The sequence below is a fragment of the Pleionea sp. CnH1-48 genome (assembly GCF_024124665.1).
Lineage (GTDB): Bacteria > Pseudomonadota > Gammaproteobacteria > Enterobacterales > Kangiellaceae > JAMXSB01.
Window position 1 is genome coordinate 136,015 of sequence record NZ_JAMXSB010000015.1, and the last position, 20,935, is coordinate 156,949.

The 20,935-nt window shown below is 42.5% G+C and carries 19 protein-coding genes; 8 read left to right on the forward strand and 11 right to left on the reverse strand.

Going from position 1 to position 20,935, the window contains the following annotated elements; all coding sequences use genetic code 11:
- Positions 1–183: 183 nt before the first annotated feature.
- Positions 184–2,613 carry a S9 family peptidase gene (locus NH399_RS21145; protein ID WP_253043194.1) on the forward strand — a complete coding sequence of 810 codons (2,430 nt, stop codon included), beginning with the start codon at positions 184–186 and terminating at the stop codon, positions 2,611–2,613.
- Positions 2,614–2,869: 256 nt separating this feature from the next.
- Positions 2,870–3,565 carry a 2OG-Fe(II) oxygenase gene (locus NH399_RS21150; protein ID WP_253043195.1) on the forward strand — a complete coding sequence of 232 codons (696 nt, stop codon included), beginning with the start codon at positions 2,870–2,872 and terminating at the stop codon, positions 3,563–3,565.
- Between the two features lie 26 nt (positions 3,566–3,591).
- Here NH399_RS21150 and NH399_RS21155 read toward each other — a convergent pair whose 3' ends face one another.
- A complete protein-coding gene (locus tag NH399_RS21155) occupies positions 3,592–3,930 on the reverse strand; it encodes a hypothetical protein (RefSeq protein ID WP_253043196.1) in 339 nt (112 codons plus the stop codon).
- A gap of 424 nt (positions 3,931–4,354) precedes the next feature.
- On the opposite strand from NH399_RS21155, the gene NH399_RS21160 reads away from it, so the two are divergent.
- From NH399_RS21160 to NH399_RS21175, 4 genes are all read left to right on the forward strand, one after another.
- Positions 4,355–5,266 carry a sel1 repeat family protein gene (locus tag NH399_RS21160; RefSeq protein ID WP_253043197.1) on the forward strand — a complete coding sequence of 304 codons (912 nt, stop codon included), beginning with the start codon at positions 4,355–4,357 and terminating at the stop codon, positions 5,264–5,266.
- A gap of 102 nt (positions 5,267–5,368) precedes the next feature.
- Positions 5,369–6,415 carry a medium chain dehydrogenase/reductase family protein gene (locus NH399_RS21165; protein ID WP_253043198.1) on the forward strand — a complete coding sequence of 349 codons (1,047 nt, stop codon included), beginning with the start codon at positions 5,369–5,371 and terminating at the stop codon, positions 6,413–6,415.
- A 180-nt stretch (positions 6,416–6,595) separates the two neighbouring features.
- Complete coding sequence (locus tag NH399_RS21170; RefSeq protein WP_253043199.1) at positions 6,596–7,093, forward strand: RNA polymerase sigma factor; 498 nt, start codon at positions 6,596–6,598, stop codon at positions 7,091–7,093.
- A 33-nt stretch (positions 7,094–7,126) separates the two neighbouring features.
- Positions 7,127–7,705, forward strand: a complete 579-nt coding sequence (locus NH399_RS21175) for a hypothetical protein (protein WP_253043200.1) — start codon at positions 7,127–7,129, stop codon at positions 7,703–7,705.
- Positions 7,706–7,714: 9 nt separating this feature from the next.
- Here NH399_RS21175 and msrB read toward each other — a convergent pair whose 3' ends face one another.
- The 3 genes from msrB to NH399_RS21190 all read right to left on the reverse strand — a co-directional run bounded on the left by msrB (position 7,715) and on the right by NH399_RS21190 (position 11,004).
- On the reverse strand, positions 7,715–8,101 hold the full coding sequence (gene msrB, locus NH399_RS21180; protein ID WP_253043201.1) for a peptide-methionine (R)-S-oxide reductase MsrB: 387 nt from the start codon (positions 8,099–8,101) through the stop codon (positions 7,715–7,717).
- A 1-nt stretch (position 8,102) separates the two neighbouring features.
- Positions 8,103–9,839, reverse strand: coding sequence for a HAMP domain-containing sensor histidine kinase (locus NH399_RS21185; RefSeq protein WP_253043202.1), 1,737 nt, complete (start codon positions 9,837–9,839; stop codon positions 8,103–8,105).
- A gap of 259 nt (positions 9,840–10,098) precedes the next feature.
- Positions 10,099–11,004: a 2-dehydropantoate 2-reductase gene (locus tag NH399_RS21190; RefSeq protein WP_253043203.1), complete on the reverse strand. Its 906-nt coding sequence runs from the start codon at positions 11,002–11,004 to the stop codon at positions 10,099–10,101.
- A 26-nt stretch (positions 11,005–11,030) separates the two neighbouring features.
- Here NH399_RS21190 and NH399_RS21195 point away from each other — a divergent pair, with 26 nt between their 5' ends.
- Positions 11,031–12,332 (forward strand): AmpG family muropeptide MFS transporter, encoded by a 1,302-nt coding sequence (locus NH399_RS21195; RefSeq protein WP_253043204.1) that lies wholly within the window; start codon positions 11,031–11,033, stop codon positions 12,330–12,332.
- Positions 12,333–12,389: 57 nt separating this feature from the next.
- Positions 12,390–12,821, forward strand: coding sequence for a hypothetical protein (locus NH399_RS21200; protein ID WP_253043205.1), 432 nt, complete (start codon positions 12,390–12,392; stop codon positions 12,819–12,821).
- 128 nt (positions 12,822–12,949) lie between these two features.
- Here the strand turns inward: NH399_RS21200 and NH399_RS21205 are convergent, their stop codons facing one another.
- The 7 genes from NH399_RS21205 to NH399_RS21235 form a co-directional block, all read right to left on the reverse strand.
- The gene (locus NH399_RS21205; protein ID WP_253043206.1) at positions 12,950–13,285 is read right to left on the reverse strand and encodes a hypothetical protein; all 336 of its coding nucleotides are present in this window, start codon (positions 13,283–13,285) and stop codon (positions 12,950–12,952) included.
- 163 nt (positions 13,286–13,448) lie between these two features.
- Positions 13,449–15,776 (reverse strand): lipopolysaccharide assembly protein LapB, encoded by a 2,328-nt coding sequence (locus NH399_RS21210; RefSeq protein WP_253043207.1) that lies wholly within the window; start codon positions 15,774–15,776, stop codon positions 13,449–13,451.
- 262 nt (positions 15,777–16,038) lie between these two features.
- Positions 16,039–17,046: an ABC transporter permease gene (locus NH399_RS21215; protein ID WP_253043208.1), complete on the reverse strand. Its 1,008-nt coding sequence runs from the start codon at positions 17,044–17,046 to the stop codon at positions 16,039–16,041.
- Positions 17,046–17,924 (reverse strand): ABC transporter ATP-binding protein, encoded by an 879-nt coding sequence (locus NH399_RS21220; protein ID WP_253043209.1) that lies wholly within the window; start codon positions 17,922–17,924, stop codon positions 17,046–17,048. Before NH399_RS21220 ends, NH399_RS21215 begins: the two co-directional genes overlap by 1 nt.
- A gap of 94 nt (positions 17,925–18,018) precedes the next feature.
- Positions 18,019–18,780 carry a TIGR04219 family outer membrane beta-barrel protein gene (locus NH399_RS21225; RefSeq protein ID WP_253043210.1) on the reverse strand — a complete coding sequence of 254 codons (762 nt, stop codon included), beginning with the start codon at positions 18,778–18,780 and terminating at the stop codon, positions 18,019–18,021.
- Between the two features lie 318 nt (positions 18,781–19,098).
- On the reverse strand, positions 19,099–19,662 hold the full coding sequence (locus tag NH399_RS21230) for a YajG family lipoprotein (protein WP_253043211.1): 564 nt from the start codon (positions 19,660–19,662) through the stop codon (positions 19,099–19,101).
- 16 nt (positions 19,663–19,678) lie between these two features.
- Positions 19,679–20,788: a methyltransferase gene (locus tag NH399_RS21235; protein ID WP_253043212.1), complete on the reverse strand. Its 1,110-nt coding sequence runs from the start codon at positions 20,786–20,788 to the stop codon at positions 19,679–19,681.
- Positions 20,789–20,935 lie beyond the last annotated feature (147 nt).

Here is a 20,935-nt window from a genome sequence, read left to right on the forward strand (position 1 = left end):
ATAAATCGCATATTCTAGTTTGTCCCTCCCCCTTTATCTCAAGGATGAAACTTCAGTATTGTTTTGCTGAAAAAACATCCAGCCATCAGTGGGTATTTGCTATCTCAAAAGAATAGGCTTAAGAGGCGTAGAGTGATATGCTGCAAGGCCTATTTTTTACACTTATTGCTGTTGGGAAGCACTATGAAAAAGATATCCATAATGGCTGCGGCGGTTCTGTCTATACCTTGTTTTCATCTCGAACTGGTTGAAGCTAAAACCGTTGTTGCTGATCCTTCAACCAAGGTCTCGCTCGAAGTGATCATGAGTGATCCTGATTGGATGGGACGATTTCCTGAGCAACCTTATTGGTCTGATGACAGCCAGACAATATTTTTTAATCAAAAAGAACGTGGGCATAATACTCGACAATTGATGCGCCAAAATCTTACTGAGCATCAAGCTTCTGCTGTATCTGATGGGCAGTTAGATAAAGTAGATGCTCGTGGTGGCGTTATCAGTGCTGACAAACGTTACAAAGCATACAGTTATGATGGTGACATCTATCTTAAAGAGCTTTCGAGCGGAAAAATCAAGGCCATCACTTCGACGACAAGTCGAGAGCATTCGCCGCGCTTTTTAAGCAATGGTCAGCTAAGTTTTCAAGTGAACCATCAGCTATATAGTGTGGATGTCACCAGTGGTTTGCAACGCCAACTTGCTGGTATCTACACCAAAAGTAAACCAGAAGACTGGAAAGAGCCGAAAGACTTTTTAGGTGCACAACAGCGTCGATTATTTGACTATGTTAGAACGCAACAAGATGAAAAAGTCCATGCCAAAAAACGCCGTGTCGAAAAACAAAAAGCGACCATAACAGGCAAAGTGCCTGAGTTTTATTTGGGCAAGGGCGTTAACATCGAAAGCCTTGAGTTATCTCCCAATGGGCGCTGGGTTTTTGTCGCTGTATCATCCAAAAAGCGTGACAAAGGCAAAGCCGATAATATGCCGCGCTTTATTACCGAACATGGTTATGTTGATAATGACAAAGTACGCGCTTTGGTTGGCACCGCTCAACCCAATAAGCAGTCTTTTTACGTTCTGGATTTAGCCGATGGCAGCCAGCATCCTCTGAGCATTAAAAAGCTACCGAGTATTAGTAAAGATCCTTTAGCTTCGTTAAAGAAGAAAGCAGCAAAGAGCAGGGGCGATACTTTTAAGCCTACAAAAAAGCCTCGTGCTGTCTACATTCATAACTGGTTTGGTGATGGCGTTCAATGGAGTCCAGATGGCTCTAATTTAGCCGTTAATTTATTTTCTTATGATAATAAAGATCGTTGGATGGCGCGTGTAGACTTTGACAAGTTTGAGTTTAAGTCGCTGCACCACTTGCATAATGAAGCCTGGGTTAACGACTGGACCTTTAATGAGATGGGATGGCTTAATGATAATAAAAGTTTTTATTATTTGTCTGAACAGTCAGGATACAGCCACCTTTATTTAAAGCCCTGGAATAAAAAAGCTAGAGCACTAACAAAAGGCAAGTTCGAAGTTAGCTCTCTGACCTTAACCGATGATGACCAGTATATTTATTATCAGGCTAATGAAGAGCATCCAGGAATATACGAAATATACCGAGTCAATTTAAAGACAAGAAAAAACGAGCGCTTAACCCAACTCGGTGGCGTTAATCAATATCGCTTATCACCTGACGAAAAGCAGTTGTTGATTACGCATTCTACGACGACAGAGCCGCCAGAGTTATACTGGCAAGCGGCGACAACAACTGCTAAAGCTAAGCGTTTAACGAATACCGTTTCTAGTGCATTTCAGGTTAAACCCTGGGTGAAGCCAGAGATTGTCGCGGTGCCTTCTAATCATGCGGATCAGCCAATCTATTCGCGACTCTATAAACCCAAAAACTTTGATCCAAAACGTGCAGATAAATATCCTGCCGTTATTTTTATTCACGGCGCAGGCTATTTGCAAAACTCTCATCAGGGTTGGTCGGGTTACTTTCGTGAATTTATGTTCCATACCTTTTTAACTCAGCAGGGTTATGTTGTACTGGATATGGATTACCGAGCATCAAAAGGTTATGGGCGAGATTGGCGAACGGCGATTTATCAACAAATGGGCACTCCAGAATTGGAAGACCTTTTGGATGGTAAGCGTTGGATGGTCGAGCAGCTTAATGTTGATACTCAAAAAGTAGGCATCTACGGCGGTTCTTACGGTGGATTTATGACGTTTATGTCATTGTTTAAAGCGCCTGACGCTTTTGCCGCTGGAGCATCCTTGCGCCCCGTAACTGATTGGGCTTCTTACAACCACGCTTATACCTCCAATATTTTGAACACGCCGCAGGTAGACCCCGAAGCTTATAATCGCAGCTCTCCTATTGAGTTTGCACAGGGGTTAAAGAAGCCTCTGCTTATTGCTCATGGGATGGTTGATGATAATGTCTTTTTTAAAGATAGCGTGCGCCTGGTTCAGCGTTTGATCGAGCTTGAGAAAACCCGCTACTTCGAAACGGCTATTTATCCTGTTGAGCCTCATGGGTTTAGAGAGCCAAGCAGTTGGCTGGATGAGTATACGCGGATTTATATGTTGTTTGAGGAGCACGTAAAGTAATCCCCGTCGCCTTTCACGCTGCACGGGTGTTGGCTGCGCGCACTCACCCCAGTCACTTAGTGATCTAAGTTCAGGGGATTCGCTTGCTTGCCGCCTAGGTGCAACGCGAAATGCTTTGGGGATGCACCTGTCGCCTTTCACGCTGCATGGGTGTCGGTTATGTATCGGATAGAGCTTTAACGCTCTATCCGTTGAACAAAATAGTTCGCCACTTTATATTAAAGCAATAATAAAGATTTGGATTTTAGGGGGATATATGCAATTTGTTCGAGTCATTGATAATGCGCTACCCGACGCGCTGTGTGATGAACTCATACAAACATTCGACAAACATCCTGGGGTCATTGATGGCAAAACCGGAGCCGGTGTCGATAAAAGTAAAAAGAACAGTCGTGATCTAACTTTGGATGCTCATGCTGATCTTTCACCTTTGCATCAGCAGGTTTTAGGTCATGCGTTTCAGCATATTAAAAATTATTTGCTCGAAATACCCGGCGCTTTTGTCGGTGCAATCTCGCCAACGGTCATTCATCCTCAAACTGGCCAACCAGTTACTTTAACCTTAGATAATTTTGCTGAGTTGGGAGTGCCTCACATCGATGCGCTTGCTCAGTTTATTTTGCGCAGTGGTGTGATTAACATTCAGCGTTATGAACAACGGGTTGGTGGATATCCTTACTGGCATTCTGAGATTTATCCGCAGGATAATATGTGCGAGCCGCTGCATAGAGTTTTATTTTATATTTTTTATCTTAATGATGTGGCCGAAGGTGGAGAGACTGAGTTCTTATATCAAAAAGAAAAAGTTCAGGCTAAAAAAGGGCGTATGTTGATTGCACCCGCTGGTTTTACTCACACACATCGTGGTAACTTTCCTCTATCGGGCAACAAGTATATTTTGGCTTCCTGGGCGATGTTTCGTCGTGCTGAACATTTATATGGGCAGGCATAAAAAATCCCACGCTAGGTGGGATTTTATTAGCCAACTTTAATATTAAGTTGGGTTGGATGCTGATTGCCCGGCAGCGGTGTTGTAAGGGGCGCGTTTTCTAGATAATTTCGATATTTGCCGGGGTCATACACTTCGGCCAAAATCTCAATCAAACGAGAGTCAACACTGTCTTCGCCATATTGACTGGTGATATACGCTTTAATGGCTCGCATCCAAACTGGCCAGTCAAAATGAATTCGGTTGTTGTCTTCAGAAAAGTTAAGTGGAGAAGAAAATAAGTGATCGTAGCCGCCCACGCTCTGTGCTGCATGGTGAACTATCTGCCAGATATAATCTCTATCTTTCTGAGTTAATTGTTGTTCCATACTTGCTCCTGTTTATTCCCTCAAATACCCCGTTAGTATAGCATAGTATTTCGGAGGCAATGATAAGTAGGTCTCATAAATTCTGTTTTGGGAAAGAGCCTTAAAAATCTTTTGGACTATCGACACAAAAAGTCTCTTCTCTTATAGACATGAACTATAAAAAGACATGGTTTTTGTAAGAGATAGTTCAGTAACTTTAATGTGCTTAGGGTAAGTGTTAAATTTTTTGACATACATAATTTGCGTTGTTTAACGCTTTTTATCATTGGATTAGTTGGCCGTTGTTTTCTGTCTTGTAAAGAATATTGACAATTTATTCCCTGATAAGATAAAGCCATTTGCTTTATAATAAGCACGTAGAACCATTGATGGTTTTTGAAAAGTCGTATTTAAACCAACGTAATAAAAATTAGAGATTAACATTGTGAAATTTGAAGTCAGAGTTGTGACGCTAATAGCCTTACTTTTTGTTGTACTGCTTAGTGGCTGTGGGTCAGAAGAGCCTCACGAGTCCATCGGCTATTGTGCACAGCACTTTAAGGCAAAGAGTTATCAGGTTGCTAAAAAAGAATGCCTGATTGCGGCAGAAAAAGGCCATGTGAACAGCCAGTTATTGTTAGCCAATTTATTGAGCCGCGGACCCAAAGAACAGCGCGACGAAAAAGTGGCTTTTCAATGGTTATTGAAGGCTGCTAATAGCAACCATGCAGGAGCACAACTGGAAACTGGCAGAGCCTATCTTTATGGTAGAGGAGTGGAGCGCAGTGTTTCTAACGCAATGGAGTGGCTCAACAAAGCTGCGAAAAAAAGTCCTGAAGCGCAATTTTTGATAGGTGTTATCTATCTTGGTGGCTTTAATGGAAAAGCCGATCCTTCATCAGCATTGAATTGGTTTAAGCGAGCTTCTTCGTTTGGACACTCAATGGCTACAAATAATGCTGCCTGGATTTATTCCACCAGTCATAATAAGTCATTAAGAAATGGCAGCCTGGCTATTAAGATCATGACGCCTCTGGTAGAAAAAGCACCAGAGCAGTATATTTTTCTGGATACCTTAGCTGCTGCCTATGCTGAGGCAGAGCAATTTGAGCAAGCGGTTGAAGCGCAACAAAAAGCGGTTGATTACTTGCCGCCTCAAACCAACGAAAAAGAAAAAGCGGGTTATATTGAACGCTTGCAAAGTTATCAAAATCATCAGCCTTGGCGCGAAGATACGCCTGCATGGCCAGAAGACGAAGAAGAAAACGCAAGTGAAGAAGAGCAAGAGTCTTTAGAGCAGGAGCCTTCAGAGCAGGAGCCTTCAGAGCAGGAGCCTTCGAGTTCATCCGAACAATAAATCACGCCAAGCGCTTTGTATGCGCTATTAGAGTCATTGAGTCAGTGTGGGGCTCGTTTTATACTTTGCCCCAATGACTCATGCTGAGACTCAGGATATTTCATGGGAACAACCTACCGCTGCTGGACTCTACCTAAAGCAGGCAGCTTCCAAAAGTTAACCTTAACCACCCGTTCTATTCCGTCATCATTAGAACCCACACAGGTCCGCATTCGGGTAAAAGCCATAGGGCTAAACTTTGCCGATGTTTTTGCCATTACGGGTTTGTATTCTGCAACACCTTCAGGCGCTTTTACCCCAGGGCTGGAGTTTGCTGGAGAAGTCATTGAATGTGGAGCCGAAGTGTCTCACCTGAAACCTGGTGACAGGGTCATGGGATTAACTCGCTTTGGTGCCTTTAGCGAACTTGTGGATGTGGCCGAAAACCAATGTTCATTGCTGCCTGAGGGATGGAGTTGGTCTCAAGGGGCTGCCTTTCTCGTTCAGGCACTGACAGCCTGGTATGCGCTGTATGAGTTAGGAAATCTAAAACCAGGCCAACAGGTGCTGGTGCATAGTGCCGCTGGGGGTGTCGGTTTACAGGCGCTTAATATGATCAGTCGAGCGAAAGCCAATCCTATTGTCTGTGTTGGCAATCAGCAAAAGCTCGATTGGCTAAAGGAACAGGGATACAGCGACGGATTATTGCGTGATCAGCAGCACTTTCGTCGCGAACTTGATCGGGTCTTAGATGGCCGACCACTGCATTTGGTGCTAGACGGCATTGGTGGTGTAATTCAGCGCCACTCCTTTGATGCTCTGGCACCCACGGGACGATTAGTTACTTTTGGTGCTGCCCAGTACACACCGGGTAAAAACAAGCCCCGATGGCTCAAAACCTTATGGTTGTATCTGACTCGACCAAGATACGATGCCTTATCAATGATCAGTGACAACAAATCGGTATGCGGTTTTAATTTGATCTGGCTATGGCAACATATTGAGTTATTTCAGCAGATGTTTGAGCAATTGGAGCAAATGTCGTTGCCAGCTCCTTTGGTGAGCGCTGAGTATGATTTTGAGCAAATGCCTGCTGCCCTTCAGTGGCTACGCTCCGGTCAATCCATTGGTAAAGTGGTGGTTACCGTCCCCGATGAGTTCTCGGTTTGATTACTATTACTCTGATGTTGAGATGTTCGCTATTTTCTTTGTAAGAAAATTTTTTTCTCATTGACTGGATTATCAAGAATAGATTTGCGCTTGGGCTCAGTTGAGAATGGTTGTAGAATGCCATCCACATTCATTGGGATTTCACGATCCTGATACATTAATTGGGGATGTCCATTTTACATGTCACAGCAAGATCGCCTGTTTAACGATGTATGGCAGCAGTATTTTCCTGCCATAGCTCGGGTTGTACAGTCTTACGAAGCGATCCCGGCTTTGCAGGAGGAGCTGCAACAAGATATTGCAGTTGCGGTGTGGCGTTCCTTACCTCGATTTAACCATCAAAGCTCAATCAAGACCTATATTCTGAGCATTGCCCATAACCGTTCTATCAGTCATGTGGCTAAACACGTCCGCGAAGGTGTCTCAACCAGTACGGATGATATGGCTATTGCTGGTGATGAATGCCCGGTGCTGGATTTGGAGTCAGCACGTAAAATGTCGCGTTTGACCAAGGCGATGCATCGCCTGCCCGTTGTTCAACGTCAGCTATTAGGTTTAGCACTAGAAGGGCTGAGTTATGACGAAATTGCCGAAGTGCTGGGGATCACTGTCAATAATGTTGGAGTGAGATTGAATAGGGCAAAAAAAGCGCTGAAAGATGCGGTGGAGCGATCGTGATTGGCACAGGTATACAAAGCGGTTTGATGACTTATGAGTGATGACTTTAATTGGGATGATGCGGTTAACGAATGGCAGCATCATACTCCTGATTTGCCAGCTTTAAAAAGAACCATGCGTTGGGAAACCTGGCGCATGAAGCTTATTATTGTAATGGACTTTATTGCCCTGTTGGCATTAATTCCTGCCATGGCTTATTTGTTTTCTGGTGAACACACTACCAGCTTTAAAGTGTTCTTTGTGTTTTTGAGTATATGGGCGGTCATTGGAGCCTATTTTGATTTGCGTTTACGTCAAGGACTTTGGCAGCAGGATGGAAGCAGCACTCGACACATGTTGGAGTTTGCTCTAAAACGAGCGAATGCTGGTGTTCATATCGCGCGGTTTACCGTTATTTATATTGCTATCTTCATGATGGCACTTATCGGCTGGGTGGCTTACCTTTCGGTTTACGAAATGGCGATATTGTCCCAAGAAGAACGCTGGTTCGCGTTAGTTGTTTCGCTGGTCGTGTCTGCGGGTGTTTTGGTTGGAGGGATATTGTTTGGCCGCAAAAAGAAACAAGAAGCCGAACAGCTCACCGGAATGCTGCGGCAGTATCAAGAAAGTTAATTTCTGTCTTTATTCTTCTTTAAAATCCAACGAGAGCGAGTTAACGCAGTAACGTAACCCTGTTGGCTGTGGGCCATCAGGGAATACATGCCCCAGATGACCATCACACTGACGGCAAGTGATTTCTACTCGCACCATACCATGGCTAGTATCTCTGTGTTCCAGAATGCAATTGTCATTGATGGGTTGAAAAAAACTCGGCCAGCCGCTGCCCGAGTGGTACTTATTGTTAGAGCTAAATAAAGGAGCCTGGCAACAGGCACAGTGATAAGTGCCCGAAGCCTCATTGAGATAGTATTGGCCGCTGCCAGGTGGCTCGGTTCCCTTTTCTCGGGTGATCCGATACACATCATCAGATAGTGTATTTTTCCATTCGCTGTCCGTTTTTTTCATCATTCTAGTCTTTTGTCATTGAAACGGTAAACCAAAAACGAGAACCCTGACCGGAGTCACTGTTAATGCCTATTCTACCGCCCATTAGTTCTGCCAGACTCTTAGATACTATCAAACGTAAGCGTCCTGCAAAACTGCTATTGGTAAGTCGGGTTTTTTGTTCCAGTGAATCAAAGAGACCTTTTTGTGCATCTTCTGGAATACCGACACCGGTATCTTTTACTGTGAATTTTAAGAACTGTTTAGAATCGTTAACCATAAGATCGGCGAACAGAGATACTTCGCCCTCTTTGGTAAATCGGATGGCATTACCAATAAGGTTTTTAATGATCTGTTTAATACGCTTGGGATCATTAAATACTTTCTCACCGACTTCTGGCGATAAATTGACAGAGAATTTTAATCCTTTTGATTTTGCATGAGGGCTATATTCTGCTGAGATTTCATCCAGTAACTGTTGGACTTCAAACTCGACTTTTTGCAGTTTTAATAGGTTGGCATCCAACTTGGAAAAGTCGAGAATATTATTCAGATTGTTAATCAATGTGCCTGCGGCACGGCGCGCTATCGTCAATAGCTCTTTAGGTTCATCATTTAAATTATATTCGCTAAGCAGATGCAGCATACTGGTTAAGGTTTTCATGGGGGTCGTGATTTCATCACCCATGCGTGACAGAAACTCTGATTTGGTTTTTGGCGCAGCCGCTGCTGTGGATAACTCTTGTTTTATTGTCTGGGCTTCTGACTTGAGCTTATCGTTAACTAACTTGGCTTGCTTAATTTGCCCATTCAGTTGCTTTATGTTGGCTTGTTGTAGTTGCAATACTTGCTGCAAATCGTTTTTCATCGTCTCTAGCTCGGCCATATCATCTAATCGTTGCAGATCTTCAACAATATTGGCTAATGCCCGTTCTTTGTTAACCACATGAGACAGTATTTTAAAGCGTCGTTGCTGCTGCATTTGCATCCAGATAACGAGCCCGACAATGACAACAAAAATGATGACTATCACCACCATAGCGGTCCAATTGAACGCGATACCTGGGTGAATACTCCATGAAGGTTGGTGATAGTTCAATTGTCCTTTTAGCTTAAGTGCGCTTGGCCACTCGGTCGTTTGAGTGTTGGTTAAATTAAACTGCGGGTCGGTGGTGTAGGTTTGCCCTTTTACTTTGAGAACATAATCCAGGTTTGTGGTTTGTTTAAGGTGCTCAATTAAGCTTTTATTAAATGGCATAATAACAAAAAGAATACCCGTTAGTTTTTGGTCCTGGTGGATGCCATTGCTAAAAACAATCGCTTCGCTGTCACGAAAAGTGACAACATCGTTGCGTCGACCAGGCTGTTTAATTTGGTTTAATAAGGTATTTTCTAATCCGAGATATTGGCCTTTGGGTGAAGTGCCGTCTTTGAAGTGAAGAACATTACTAACAGAATCGTAGAGAGCCAGCTCAACAGGCAAACTGGTGCCTGGATCGGCTGCCTGAAGAAAGTGATTCCATTGCTGAAGGTTGATGGCTTCTTTTAAACTCTCTGAGCGGCCCAGTCGATTGCTCATCTCATGAACACGATTGAACAAAGCTAAAAAGGAATTGTATGAGACATTTTGAAAGTGACTGGTGTTATGCGTGTTGATGTTTGAAACATCTGCGCTGCTTTTGGAGTTAGCAATCAGCAACAGGAGGCTGCTTAAAATAGCCGCTGCTATCACAGCTGTTAGTAAGGTTATTCTTGTATTCATAAGATTTCTCTGTTCTGGAGACTATTTTATTTTACTGCATAACTCGACTCAGATTGCCTAGTTCGTCACATTATTGGTAAGCGCAGTCGTAAGATTTTTTCCCGCAAGCGACTGAAGTCATTGGTTGTAGTCTGAGTGCTTTTTAAATCACCTAACGCTTAATTATAGACTACTGAATAGAGGCTCGAAGCTTGTATTTATACCCGTCGCCTTTTAAGGTGCAGCGGTGTTGGCTGCGCCTTGAAATACTTTGGGTATATTAGGATTCAGTTGGCTGAGTGAGTCGCAGATAAATGTCTTGATGAGTAGGCATGACAACGCCTTGTTCAGAGGCTTTGTTAAGCAAGTAGCCACTTATTTGATCGATTTCTGTTCTTCTACCCAGATGATAATCTTGATGCATTGACGAATAATTCATGGCCGTTGTCGCGGCAACCGATTCTATTTCGGTAACAAAATCATAGTGTTTCAGAGCCGGGCACTGATACTCTATGACAGGGCGCATCTCGATGACCAATTGGTGCATTTGTTGGCGCCACTCAGTATGTTCTAGCAAGGCGCCATTGTTGCAGTCATATAATGCTGTTAATGGATTAATAACAGCGTTGACCGCCAGTTTGCGCCACAGCAGAGGTGTTATATCTGCTTCCCAGGTGACCGCTGGCAGTGCTTGATGAAGTTGTGCCAATAACGCCTCTGGAGCTTGTGTATTGATGTTTGCTGGTCCCAGCAAGGTTTTACCCCAACCTGCGTGAACAAACTGATGTTGAGATTGTCGAAATACTCCGTGGGTATTCGATGCTAAAAAAAGCTGAGCATGAGGCAGGTGCTTTTGTGCTAATTCTTTATGCCCCATACCATTTTGTAGCAAGATAACACGACTTTGGGCGTTCACGGCATGTTGAACAGAGAGCAAAGCCTGCTCGAGTTGATAAGACTTTACACAAATCAGCAAGTTAGTAATGCGTGATATTTGTTTTGCAGATTGTTGTGGAATAGACTGCGTTATATTCTGGCCTTGGTGAGTCAGGGTTAATGTTATGCTGTCATCGCTGACACGGCGGGGAATCAGTCGAGTTTCGACGCCCGAATGTGCCAGAGAACACGCCCACAGAGAACCAATGGCTCCTGCACCTAATATAAACACTGGTTGAGATTCGCTCACGCATTACCCAATAAAGAAAAGACCCTATGACGCAAATGATAAAAGAAAAAAAATCACTTCTACAAGCTTTGTTAAATAAAAGGATGGCCATCTGTATTTTTATTGGGTTCTCATCCGGGTTGCCTTTATATGTCTTGATTCAGTTTGTACCTGCCTGGCTGCGTACCCATGGCGTCGATTTGGGCACCATTGGATTGTTTAGTCTTGCTACATCGCCTTATGTGTTTAAGTTTTTATGGTCGCCTTTACTGGATCGATGGACGCCACCTTTTTTGGGACGCCGACGTGGTTGGATGTTGATCTCTCAGGTGTTATTGCTTGGGTTGATTTTAAGTTTTTCATTTTTTGACCCTATGAAAGATCTCACCAGCATTGTGCAGCTGGTGAGTGCTATCGCTTTTGTTTCTGCGACTCAGGATATCGCCATTGATGCCTATCGACGGGAGTTACTACCAGACGATGAATTAGGGGCGGGTAACGGATTTGGCGCACAGGCTTATCGCCTGTCTTCATTTATACCTGGGTCTCTGGGCTTGATTATTTCTGGGCTGGTTTCGTGGGAGATGGCCAACGCTGTCGTTGCCATGTTCATGCTGGTAGGCATTGTTACGACACTCCTGATCCCTGAGCCTGCAGATGATATTCGTGCTCCTGCAACGCTCTATGAAGCGGTTATTGGGCCTTTTAGAGAGTTTTTCCTGCGCAATGATGTGCGCAGTGCGTTCATGTTTTTGGGCTTTCTGTTGTTATATAAGTTGGGTGATACCATGGCCACAGCCCTGGAAACACCGTTTTTTCTGGATATGGGGTTTTCTCCGGTAGAAGTCGGCTCTGTTGCCAAGTTTTCTAAAACCGCTGGTGCTATTGCAGGCACTGTATTAGGCGGCATTGTGATGGTGAAACTAGGCATTAATCGGTGTTTGTGGATTTTTGGCTTTTTCCAGATTGCTTCCATCTTGGGTTATGTCGCTTTATCGATGGTGGGCTATGACATCTATATGTTGGCTTTGGCCAGTGGTTTTGAGTACTTCGGCGTTGGGTTAGGCACCGTAGGATTGCTGGCCTTTATGGCAAAGAACAGCAATAAACACTTTACGGCTACGCAATTTGCGTTGTTTTCGAGTATTACGACTATCCCTCGAGTAGGTGCCAGTGCGACAACTGGGTTCATTATAGAATCTGTTGGCTATACCCAGTTCTTTTTGATTTGTTTCCTGTGCGCTATTCCTGGTATGTTGATGCTGTTTTACATTGCTCCATGGAACAGCAAAGAAGAGGAGCAAGTTACCGAAGAGGCTGACACGGAATTATCGCCAAGTAGCAAATAAGCAGGGCATTAGAGTGACAGATAGTCTCTGTTGATTCGTTGCTTGGGAGGATCGTCAATGAAAATTGGTATTGTGGGATTTAGCAACTCAGGGTTTGATCAAAAGGCCGCGCGAAAATGGCTAGAGCAAGCTCTGAGCAATTGGGTTAATGACGAGAAAATTTCGGATTATGAAATTGTCAGTGGATTAACCAATGTCGGCGTTCCCAAAATTGCCTACGAAATTGCCGTGGAGCAAGGAATTAAAACCGTGGGGATTTCTGCGCAAAAAGCACTAGAAGTAAAGTGCGGCGTATTTCCTTGCGATAAGCAAATAATCATCGGCAAAGAGTTTGGCGATGAATCTGACGTTTTTATTGATTACATCGATGTGTTGGTGCGTGTTGGCGGTGGCACTCAAAGCAGAAAAGAAGTGCAAATGTTCAAAGACAAGGTGGCACTAGAGAAGGGTGATATATCCAAGTGTCTCATTGAGCATGAGGTGGAGTGACTCGGTAAAAGTGAGTCCGTGCACTAATCAACTTAGAATAAGAATGTGTTGAAAAAGCTGAGGCTCGAAATTACAGTAATAAAATTCGGCTTTTATTTTATCTAATACTATTATGCGACTCTCTCAATCTAACCGGCTGTTTCACCAACATGCCACAGAATATCGCAATGCTCACAATGGAATATAATAGCTTCATTGGAAGCTCCGCTATTTTTTAATGACTCCTTGATTACCTGACCACATTCCTTGCATTTAAACTCTTCATTTGTTGTTAATATCTTCTTTATAAGCAAAACAATAAAGATAATAAACCCGGGCAACACTAACCAGAATGGATGAACATCAATCCAATCTTCGGTAAAGGAAATCAAAAGTGCAGAAGAGATAAGCCATATTATGCCACCGATATAAAAAAAATTACCAAGATGTTGATAGTGGGATTTATCCGACCTGATTTCCGGCATTTAAAACTCCTTCATATAGTGATAAGTGGACACTAGGAACCGCATATTATTTATCCGTCTCAGGAGTTCTGTCACATCTATCATATAGAGAAACAACCCACTTTACTCATATTTTCTCCCCCTTTCTTTAACTATTTAGCAAAGTATAAGGTGATATCAAGTTTCAGCCTTCATTAATAAAGGATTCTAATGCAAGCGCTTCTTTTTTAAACTCAAACTCGGGATCTGCGTTTTTCCACATAGCTAATGATTTTTGCAGTGGCTCTGTGGCTTGCTCTTTAGTACCTAATTTAACATAGCTTAATGCAAGATAGTAGTTAGCCTCTGGATGATAGGGAAAGGCTTCAATATTTTCTAAGATTAAGTCTCGTAGCTCTTGCCATTTATTTAAAGCGATAAAAGTATCGACCGTATCCATCAGGTGGCTCAATTTAAGCTCTTTTGTTTCTTCAGGAATACCTTCTGGCCGAGTGCTTTTTAGCTTTAAATATAATTCGTAGGCTTCTTGGTACTTCTCTTTTGCTTGCAACAAATAGAGGTCAAGATAGTTTTCTGTCTGTTGTTGGAACTTGCTTTTTATAGTGACCAACAGTTCGCTGGCCTTAGATAACTCTTTTTTTGTTGCTAGCAATTTAAAGTATGGAATGTTCCCGTAGCCCGAGTTTTTATGCCCCACTAACTGATAAAACTCCTGAATTAACTGTTCCAGTTTGTCGTAGTGCTTCATCTTGAGCAAAGTACTATGGTGACTCCACATAGTGTACTTATAGACGTTAAAGGGTACGTCTGTTTTCTCTAGTAGCGCCTTCTTCTTGTCAAAGTTCTCTGTTGCTAGTTGGTAACGCCCCAAATGAAAGTTATTGACCATATAACGTTTATAAATGGTGCTTTTGCCACTGTCGGTTAGAGGTAGTGCCATGGCGTTATGGAGTACTGATTCTGCCTCGTCTGGATTGCCTAACCGAAGGTATATGTCAGAAAGGTAGCTATAAGCACTCGCATTATTGACCGTTAACAAACTGGCTTGAGTAAAATACTCTTTTGCTGTTTCTAATTTAGCATCGTGATAATAAGAGGCACCAATATAATAAAGAGCCATTTCGTGTTCGGGGTGTAGTTTGAGGTAGTTTGCATACATTTCTCTGGCTTTTTCCGAACGTCTTATAAAGCTGTAAAGCAGTCCGATATCCAGAATCGTTTGATCCAGGTAAGGGGCAATATCCAAAGAGCTTTGATACATCTGAATCGCTTCTTCCACTTTTCCTTTTTGTTTAAATAGGAAGCTGGCATATTCAAAGTAAGCTAAGGGATCATTGGGTAATGTCTTGATCCAAACTTTAAAGGCCTCTTCTGCTTTATCATAATCCTTTAAGAAAAGAGAGCGGTAAGCTTTGTAGTACAAGATTCTCCAGTCTCCTAAGCGGTAAGATAACTTTAACGCCTGATCGATATATTCAACGGCTTTGTCATTTCTTCCATTTTCAGCTTCCATCTGAATCAGACTTTGGATACAACCTAAGCATCCAGGCTTATCTGCTAAGAGGCTGGTCCATATTTTTATTGCGCCATCTCGGTCATTGTCCAGGAGCTTTTTGAGTCGAGCACTGACGAATCTTTGGTAACTGGATTCCGTTAAGGTCGAAACTTCACTCACCGGAATACTCATACTCGAATTCGCCAGCTTGAAATATTTAAACAACTTGTTTGACACTTGTTCAGTTGTTTTAAAGAGACTTTCATAAGGGAGGGTGATGGTCTCTAATGTGTTGTTTTGATACACATCGATAAGTTCCAGATGTATTGTGAGTTGTTTCTCTTCGTTAGTGAGTTTCCCCGTTAACATATATTTTTTACCAGCAGACTTAGTGATTTTCTTTTTAAGACTGACGGGTACATTTAAGCCGTCAGAAAAACCTAATGCTGATAGCTTATTGAAAGGGCCGTTGCGAAACTTAGTAAAGAAAGAGCGTACAGAAAGCGTTTTGCTTTGATAGAAATAGTCTTCGAGTAATGAGGGAATACCATAAGCTAGCCAACGCTCAGAGTCTGCTACTGATGAGTCCACGTCAAGAAAGAATGCTTGAATTCTAAAGTCTTTATCTTCTGTATCTGTTGTTTCTGTCGTATGAGTGGCTGAGGATGCCATTTCTTCGGGAGCTTGAGAAGTGGTTTCATTCTGGAGGACTGATGCTCCCCAACCAGCTGCTATAGAAGCTAATATCAGGTTAGAGGCTATGAAAGTCATTTCAAAACGACTCCAACTATCTTTGCCAGGAGCACCGTGGTTCCATCCTACAAGAAGGATGGATGGTAATAAACCCAGCCCAATAACCAGTACGAAATCTATCCATATCGTTGATAGTTGGTAACGCTCTACAAAAAAAGAGGTGAACTCAATGCTTAGCCACAAGCCTGCAATAAAGGAGGCAATCACCACAGGCATTCGGCGATGAATAAACTCATTAATGAAAGAGTTTGAATTATCAGACATTTAGAGATCCGTGCTTAGTTAATAATAGGAGAGTTGCCTATTATTTTATCAAAAACTGTTACCGAAGTTTATTGTGCTTTTTGACGCACGAGAGTGACTGATACGATGAATCTTGTCAGTGCTTAATGCCCTGGTAAGGGTAAGGTTATAAGTGATGTCTTTCTAAGGGGATGTATTGGATATTTTCAGAAGTGGGGATTTAAACAAGCTGGTGTAAAAAGCTACCAGCTTGTTTGTATTTTCTTATTTAAGGTTTAGTTACTTAACGGTTTTTGCCCCAATTAAACATGAGTCCGCTGCAGATAAAGAAGGCGAGTGCCATGAGCATTAATATGAACAGCTGCTGGCTCACATCGGTCAGAGTGGCACCTTCTGTCATCACCAGACGCGCAGCGTCGACAAAGTGAGTGAGGGGCAGCATCTGGCTTATTATCTTGATAAACTCAGGTGCTCCTTCAAGACTGAACCAGACTCCTGATAACAACATCATTGGCCAGGAGGCAAAGTTAAGCAGGCCACCTACCAACTCTTCACTTTCGCTACGAGAGGCGACCAACAAGCCCAGTGCGACGAGACAGATAGAGCCTATCATTAAGATCAACAGCAAGGTCCACAAACTTCCCTCGACTCGAAAGTCGAGTGTTAACCAAGTGCCCATAAAGACTATACTCGATACAGTCATAACGATAAGCATGCGAGAAACGATTTGGGCTGCCACAAACTCAAAGGTTTTGACCGGAGTGGCCTGCAAGCGTTTAAGAACACCGTTTTTTCGATAACGCACAATGACGTAACCTACGCCAAATAAACAGCTAAACATAATGTTCATACCGAGAATACCTGGAATGACCCAGTCAATATATTCAATGGCATCGCCAGTTACTTCATTGCGTTTTAATTGAGAAGACGAATGCAGTAACAGTTTCTCCAGTATATAACCCTTAGGCGAGGAATTGTTGACCCAGTATTCTTGATTGTCCCAGTCCAGTAACAAGTCAATTTGATGTTGACCGACTTTTTTCAGGGCGATGGTTTTGTCTTTGTATTCTACATAGGCGGTATACTTCAGGGACTCCAATGCCGCTGGCGCATCTACTTGATTAAGCAAACCCATCTTAAACTGGTTTTGATTGTTGTCAGAGAAAACGACGGAAAAACCAAATATCAGTAACAAAGGAAAAGCAAAGTTCCAGGACAGAGAGGAGCGGTCACGCCAAAACTCTTTATTTCTCGCGCCAAAAATAGCGCCAAATCGTCGAAAATTAAACATTATGCTCTTAACTCATGTCCTGTTAACTTTAAGAATAAGTCATCCAGGTTGGGGTTATGGATATAAAGCCCTTCTAAGGATACATTGAGATCAATAAGACGTTTTAAGTCCTGGTCTATGTGTGACGAGTTGATTTCTAATGTATCACCATATTCTCTGATTTGTTCAAAGGGTAAAGGAGAGGCAATATTGGCTTTAGGAATACGAATCAATGCACCACTAAAATGTTTTTGTAGCAAGCTTTCTGGTGAACCCTGTTCAATGATCTTGCCATGATCCATAATCGCAATGTCATCACACAGCTGATGCGCCTCATCCATATAGTGAGTGGTTAGCACCAGGGTTTTCCCTCTCGCTTTAATATCTTTGACTAGTTGCCAGAAGTTGCGGCGAGATTGAGGATCGAGTCCCGTTGTGGGTTCATCAAGAAAAACGATGTCTGGATCGTGTATCAAAGCCAAAGCTAATAATAGGCGTTGGCGTTGCCCTCCAGAGAGTTTCTTACAGTCTCGGTCGAGAAACTCTTGCAACGAGCAGAGCTCGATCAGCTCATCGACCAGACGGCGACTACCATAAAGGTCGGCAAACATCACCAGTGTTTCTTTGACCCGAATGAAATCTTGTAACGCGGTATTCTGAAATTGAATACCGATATGTTGTTGCAGAGATTGTTTAGGATCAATTAACGGGTAGTGAACATCACCGGAGTCAGCAGAGTTAATACCTTCCAGAATTTCCAGAGTGGTCGTTTTTCCGGCTCCATTCGGGCCGAGCAAACCAAAACAGTGGCCTTTCTTTACAGTAAATGAAATATCATTAACCGCTTTTAAATCGCCATAGTGTTTGCTTAGATTATTTACAGTAAGTACATCAGTCATGTGGGCAGTGTAACGAGTTAGCGGGGGGAATGTCGAACCTTTCGTTGCAAAAGGTTCGAGTTTTCTAAGACTTCTTTATTTGAGGATGCCTGATTTAGAAATGGAAAGTAACGTGGACAAATGCGCCTTCAAAATCCAGATCAGCACTCAGATCATTGGCATCGTCTACTTCTAATGAAAAAGTTCTCACTCCACCCTCGATACCAAGCCCAACGCTGGTCTCATAACCAACATAAAAAGCGGTATCGGTTACGGTATCACCAGAAGCGCTGATGTAGTTAATATCAGCATTGAAGCTTAATCCTGTTAGTGGCAGATCGAATCGAGCTTTTCCGTAAAGCATTGGAATGGTTTCATCGAAGGTTTCTGTAGCCGTATCTGATGCATTGTTCTGTGAGGTTAAAGTGACAAAACCATCAAATTTACGCAAGGTTAAACCTAAATCCAGATTAACCCAGTTATCCAACAGCTCGTAGTAAAACACAAAGTCTTGGTGAGATAAGTCAAAGCTTGAAACTAACGTATCATTGATGGTGAAGTTCTGACCACCAAAGTTGACGACCTGATTGAATGTTCCTGAGCCGCCAGACTCTAAGTCTAAGGTCGCCAGCTTAAAATTAGGCAAAAATGGAATGGGGTGTTCTAAGGCTATATAAAAGTTGGTTTGATTCTTTTCTTCGATGTTCAGTGAGTTGGTGCCTGAGCCGAGACCTATTTGGGTGGTGCCGTCTTGAAAGTTTCCTTTAAATTCGGGTTTCCAGTTACCGGTACCAGCATAAACACCCAGTGTATCTGCGTGGCTTAATGCTGAAAACAACACACTCAAAGTCGCTAACACGATTGGCTTTTTTATCATAGTATTCTCGATTTTTGTTGATAAATGAAAAAATTATGCATCATTATAGATTATGAACACTTTTTATGGGGCAATTTTTGACACAGACCTCAAAACGAAAAAAAGGCGCCCTTGAGCGCCTGTGTGGAAAAATTTGAGTTTGAAGAACCAACAAAGCACTTTGTTGGACTAGAAAAGTACCTTGTGGCACTTTTCAGTTTAGATGATGTCTTCGAAAACTCAAGATTTTCAACTACATATTGTGTTATTTTTCTCTGCTATTACTATATGTTCTATAAAGCGATCCCTTAGGAAGCTTTTGGGCTTAAAGCCGTCTGGTTATTGGGCTGCTGGTTTATTCAAGAAAGCAATGATTTGCGGATCCGTAAGGGCTCTCGAAAGCAGGTTGCCTATCAAATCGTTGGCTAGTCCTGTCACTTCTGCATCATTTGCCCGTCCTGCCACCATTAAGGTTTGCGAACGCGAAAAGCTTTTGCTTAACGAATGAGGTTTCTTAGTGAGCTTTAAGCTGAGCTTGCCATTGGCTTCGAGTGAATCTTTAACTAAGCCTGGTTTAATCGCCATTTTCAGATTAGAGAAATCTAGCTCCAGAATAACGTCCGAAAAATGCTTATTAGATGAGATTTTATAACCTTTCTTGGTCAGGGCTTTAATAAAGCTTTGTTTTATCGTTGACGTAAAGTTGTTGCTCGAATTAAGGAGCACTTCTTCGGATGTTGACGCTGCCTGAGGTTGAGGACCAACAATCGACAACATAATGTGAGTGTCTTTTGCCTTGGCTAACTGACTTAAGTTGATCTCGGGATCAATGGTGAATTGAGTTGGGCGATTAGCACAGCTGGTCGTTAGCAAAAGGGTGATAATCAGGAGCCAGTATTTCATTGATTATTATCTCCGTTTAATGATGAATACTTTGCAGAATAACAAACTTTGAATTCGCTTGAGCGACTTCTAGGTTACCAAATGTTTTTTTCATTAATGTGTGGTAACCAAGATGTCGGTTGGCCACAATCCAAAGCTGCCCTCCTTGCGTTAGACATTGTTTGGATTGACGAATCATCTGATGAGCAATGCCTGTTGAAACCTGTCGTTGTTGATGAAACGGAGGATTGCATAAGATGGCATCCGCTTTTTGCTCAATATTCGATAGAGCATTGTTAACCCGAAAGGTTCCCGTATTCAGCTGATTCATTAAAAACGTTTGTTGAGCAGATGCGACTGCCATATAAGATTCGTCAACACCCAATACGGCAACATTTGGATTTTTATAAGCCGCCACTGCTGATAGCACACCGTTACCGCAACCCAAATCGAATACCTGTTTGCAATGAGCTAAATCAGGAAAATGTTCGAGCAAAAAGCGTGAACCTATGTCTAAAGATTCAGACGAAAAAACATTGGGTTGATTAGCAATGATCAAATCGTCGACTTCAAAGTAGTGGTAATCATCTTCATAAATCGCATGATTGAGTAATTGGCCTGATACCAAGCGTGCTTTTTTAACTGCTCTGGAAGGTTCTGGGTTATCAATAAAATGCTCAACAAGCGATTTTAATCCTGATGTTATGTGTTTTTGCATCATACCGATAACAACAGGAATATTTGCGAAATGTTGGTTCAGTATTTGCAGTTGATGTTTTAGTAGGCGCAGGTTTTTCGGCGGTTTTATGATAACCAGGTCAATGTCTGGTGCAGGTATCTCCGTCGATGCACAATATTGGAGCGGGTGTTCGGTGTTATTGTGCTGAGCATTTTTTTGACACGCGATTTGAGCAAGCAGTGAATCGTGCCAATGAGTCACTTGTGTGTACTGAGAAAGAATGACAGATAAAGCTCCAAAACTATCGTTAACGACGAGTATGTGGTTTTTATCTTGATGCCATTGCTGTTGGGATATTTCATTTAGTAAATATTCGTCAGCAGCATCCCAGGCTTGCAAAGTATTATCCTGGGTTTTGGGATATCGGCTTAATGTATATTCGCCGAGAGATGATGAAAAGCGTTTCATAATAGTGAATTAAAGCCATTTTTTGGGATTTTAACATGCTTTGATCTTATAAAACGAGTGTAGCGTTTGAGGGCTGTTTCTGATAATTTCATATTTCAGCAATAAAGCATAACTATGCTTTGCTGTGTCCATTCATTCAGGAGGAAA